The organism is Streptomyces pathocidini (genome assembly GCF_001418495.1).
In the GTDB taxonomy this organism is placed as follows: Bacteria; Actinomycetota; Actinomycetes; order Streptomycetales; family Streptomycetaceae; genus Streptomyces; species Streptomyces pathocidini.
The window spans coordinates 1-3,195 of sequence record NZ_LIQY01000318.1; the positions used below are offsets into that span (position 1 = coordinate 1).

4 protein-coding genes are annotated in these 3,195 nt (G+C 73.7%); all 4 read left to right on the top strand.

Going from position 1 to position 3,195, the window contains the following annotated elements; genetic code table 11:
* Positions 1–485 (top strand): hypothetical protein (locus AOK16_RS16085; RefSeq protein ID WP_055472930.1); only part of this gene is annotated, 485 nt, incomplete at its 5' end.
* A 19-nt stretch (positions 486–504) separates the two neighbouring features.
* Positions 505–1,062 (top strand): GNAT family N-acetyltransferase, encoded by a 558-nt coding sequence (locus tag AOK16_RS16090; protein WP_055472931.1) that lies wholly within the window; start codon positions 505–507, stop codon positions 1,060–1,062.
* A 21-nt stretch (positions 1,063–1,083) separates the two neighbouring features.
* Entirely contained in the window at positions 1,084–1,974 is an 891-nt protein-coding gene (locus tag AOK16_RS16095) for an arginase family protein (protein WP_055472932.1), read from the top strand.
* A gap of 147 nt (positions 1,975–2,121) precedes the next feature.
* Positions 2,122–3,195 (top strand): DUF5107 domain-containing protein (locus tag AOK16_RS16100; RefSeq protein WP_157859231.1); only part of this gene is annotated, 1,074 nt, incomplete at its 3' end.

Genomic DNA, 3,195 nt, shown 5'->3' on the forward strand with positions numbered 1-3,195 from the left:
CCGCCGACCGCGGCACGCTGCCCAACCTGGTCGGCCGCACGGCCAGTTCGGCCCGGCACGCGGCGCTGGCCGAGGGCTTCACCGAGCCGCACACGTACGACGCCCTGGGCCTGGGCCGCAACCAGATCATGCGCCGCAACTGGAAGGTGTGCACCCAGGACCCGCTCCCCGGTGAGGCCGAGCGGACCGCGGAGATCACCCTGGGCGTCGTACGCGTCGAGGAGCAGTGCCCCGGCGCCACCCCCGAGACCCGGGTGCCCGCGTCCCGCCTCATGCCGGACCTGAAGGGGAAGCCGCTGTCGGCGGTGTACCAGAAGGTCGGCTACCGCAGCAGCATCCACGCCACCGACGTCAGCGGGCAGAACCGGATCGTCCTCTTCATGAAGGGCTGGCGGGTCTGCTCCCACCGCCCGGCCCCGGGCGAGGTGTACGCGGGCCGCCCGGTGGAGGTCGATGTCGTACAGCCCCCCGAGACCTGCCCGTAGCGCTCCGTACGATGACCCGATGCCGAACCGACCTCCCTACCTCGCCGCCGGCCCGCGTGTGGCCGTCCGGCACCTGTTGCCGGGGGACGCCGAGGAGTTCACCACCCGCGCACGGGAGAGCGCCGCTCTTCACCACCCCTGGCTGTTCCTCCCGGAGACGGCCGGCGAGTACGGGCGGTGGAGCGCCAAGTTCGCCACGGACACGAGCGAGGGGTTCGCGGTCTGCGACCCGGCCGACGGCTCCATCGCGGCGGCGATCGCGATCAACAACATCGTCCGGGGCGGGTTCCAGTGCGGGGCGCTCGGCTACGGCGCCTTCGCGCACGCCGCGCGCCGGGGCCTCATGACCGAGGGGCTCGCGCTCGTCGTCCGCCACGCATTCGGCCCCCTCGGCCTGCACCGGCTGGAGGCCAACATCCAGCCGGGCAACGAGGCCTCCCGCGGCCTCGTACAGCGGCTCGGCTTCCGCCTTGAGGGGTTCTCCCCGGACTTCCTCCACATCGGCGGCGCCTGGCGCGACCACGAGCGCTGGGCCATCACGGCGGAGATGTGCCCACAATCGCCGGATCGGGCCTGACCCTGCGGCGATAATGGCGGAATGCGCCGCACCGTAGTCATCGACGCCCCCTCGAACCTCGGCCTCCGACCGCCCGTGGAAGGGGCCGTCCCCGGCTGCTACAAGCTCGCCGGCGCGCTGCGGGAGCAGCGGCTGGTGCAGCGGCTCGGGGCCCACGAAGGCGGGGTCGTCGTGCCGCCGCGCTACGACCGGGGCAGTTGGAAGGAGGGCGACGGGGTCTTCAACGCCGAGGCCATCGCCGCGTACACCGTTCGGCTCGCCGACCGGATCGAACACCACGTCCGCGCGGGCGACTTCCCGCTCGTCCTCGGCGGGGACTGCAGCATCCAGCTCGGCGCCTCCCTCGCCCTGCGCCGCGTCGGCCGCTACGGCCTCGCGCTCCTCGACGGCCACTCCGACTTCCGCCACCCGGGCAACTCCGACGGCATCGGCGCCGCCGCGGGCGAGGAACTGGCGATCGCCACCGGACGCGGCCAGCGGGACCTGACCGACCTGGAGGGCCTGCGGCCGTACGTGCGCGACGAGGACGTCCGGGTCATCGGCGTCCGCGACGACGAGGAAGACCGTGCGGAACTGGCCGAGTTGAAGATCCCGACCGTGACCGTCGGCGAGATCCGGCAGTGGGGTGCGGAGGACCTGGCCCTCGCCTACCTCGCCACGCTCGAGACGCCCGCCACCGACGGCTTCTGGGTGCACCTCGACGCCGACGTCCTCGACCCGTCCGTGATGCCCGCCGTCGACAGCCCCGACCCCGGCGGCCTCACCACCGGCGAACTCCTCGCGCTGCTCCACCCCCTGGTCCGCTCGCCGCGCTGCGCGGGCTTCAACCTCACCGTCTACGACCCCGACCTCGACCCCGGAGGAACCGGCGCGGCGCTCCTCGCCGACCTCCTCCAGGCCGCGTTCACCTGACCTGCGCGGGCCCGGCGAGCGCCCCCGGCCGCGTGACGCTTTGCACAACCCTGACCTGGAGAGGGCCTGGTCAGCGCGGGTCCGAACGTGTTCCATGGTCATCGGGGCGTCGGCGGGCGACGGCCCGTGCGAGGGAGTGAGGTTGCCTTGGCCACGACCGTGCGACGGACCGTACTGACCCTGCCCGGAGCCCCCGTCGGGCCGGAGAACCCGCTGCCCCCACTGCGTCCGCTCGGCGAACTCCACCAGCTCGACGAGCACGAACGGCGGGCGCTCCCCGCCGACATGGCCCGCCAGACCGGCTACGGGCACCTCGGCTCCGTACTGCCCGCGCGGCTGCTCGACGGGTACGGCCGCGAGCGCGCCGCCATCGACCTCGACGCGATCGTCATCGAGAACGACCGGCTCCGGGCCACCGTCCTGCCGGGTCTCGGCGGGCGCGTGTACTCCCTGCACCACAAGCCGACCGGGCGCGAACTCCTCTACCGCAACCCGGTGTTCCAGCCCGCTGCCTTCGCGCTCAACGGCGCCTGGTTCTCCGGCGGCATCGAGTGGAACCTCGGCGCCACCGGGCACACCACCCTCTCCTGCGCCCCGCTGCACGCCGCGCGCGTGCCCGCGCCCGACGGGGGCGAGATGCTGCGGCTGTGGGAGTGGGAGCGGCTGCGGGACACGCCCTTCCAGGTGGACCTGTGGCTGCCCGAGGGCTCCGACTTCCTCCACGTCGGCGTGCGGATCCGCAATCCGCACGACCGGCCCGTGCCTGTCTACTGGTGGTCCAACATCGCCGTCCCGGAGGAAGCAAGGACCCGCGTCCTGGCCCCCGCCGAGGAGGCCTGGCACTTCGCGTACGAGGGGCGGCTGCGGCGCGTACCGGTGCCCGAGTGGGAGGGCACCGACCGTACGTACCCGCTGCGCGGCGAGCACGCGGCCGACTTCTTCTACGAGGTGCCGGACGGCGCCCGCCGCTGGATCGCCTCGCTGGACGCGGACGGCCACGGGCTCGTGCAGACCTCGACCGACCTGCTGCGCGGCCGCAAGCTGTTCCTGTGGGGCGCGGGGCGGGGCGGCCGCCGCTGGCAGGAGTGGCTGACCGAGCCCGACACGGGCGGCTACGCGGAGATCCAGGCGGGGCTCGCCCGTACGCAGCTGGAGCACGTACAGCTGGAGGCGGGCGGGGAGTTCAGCTGGCTGGAGGCGTACGGGCCGCTGGCCGCCGAG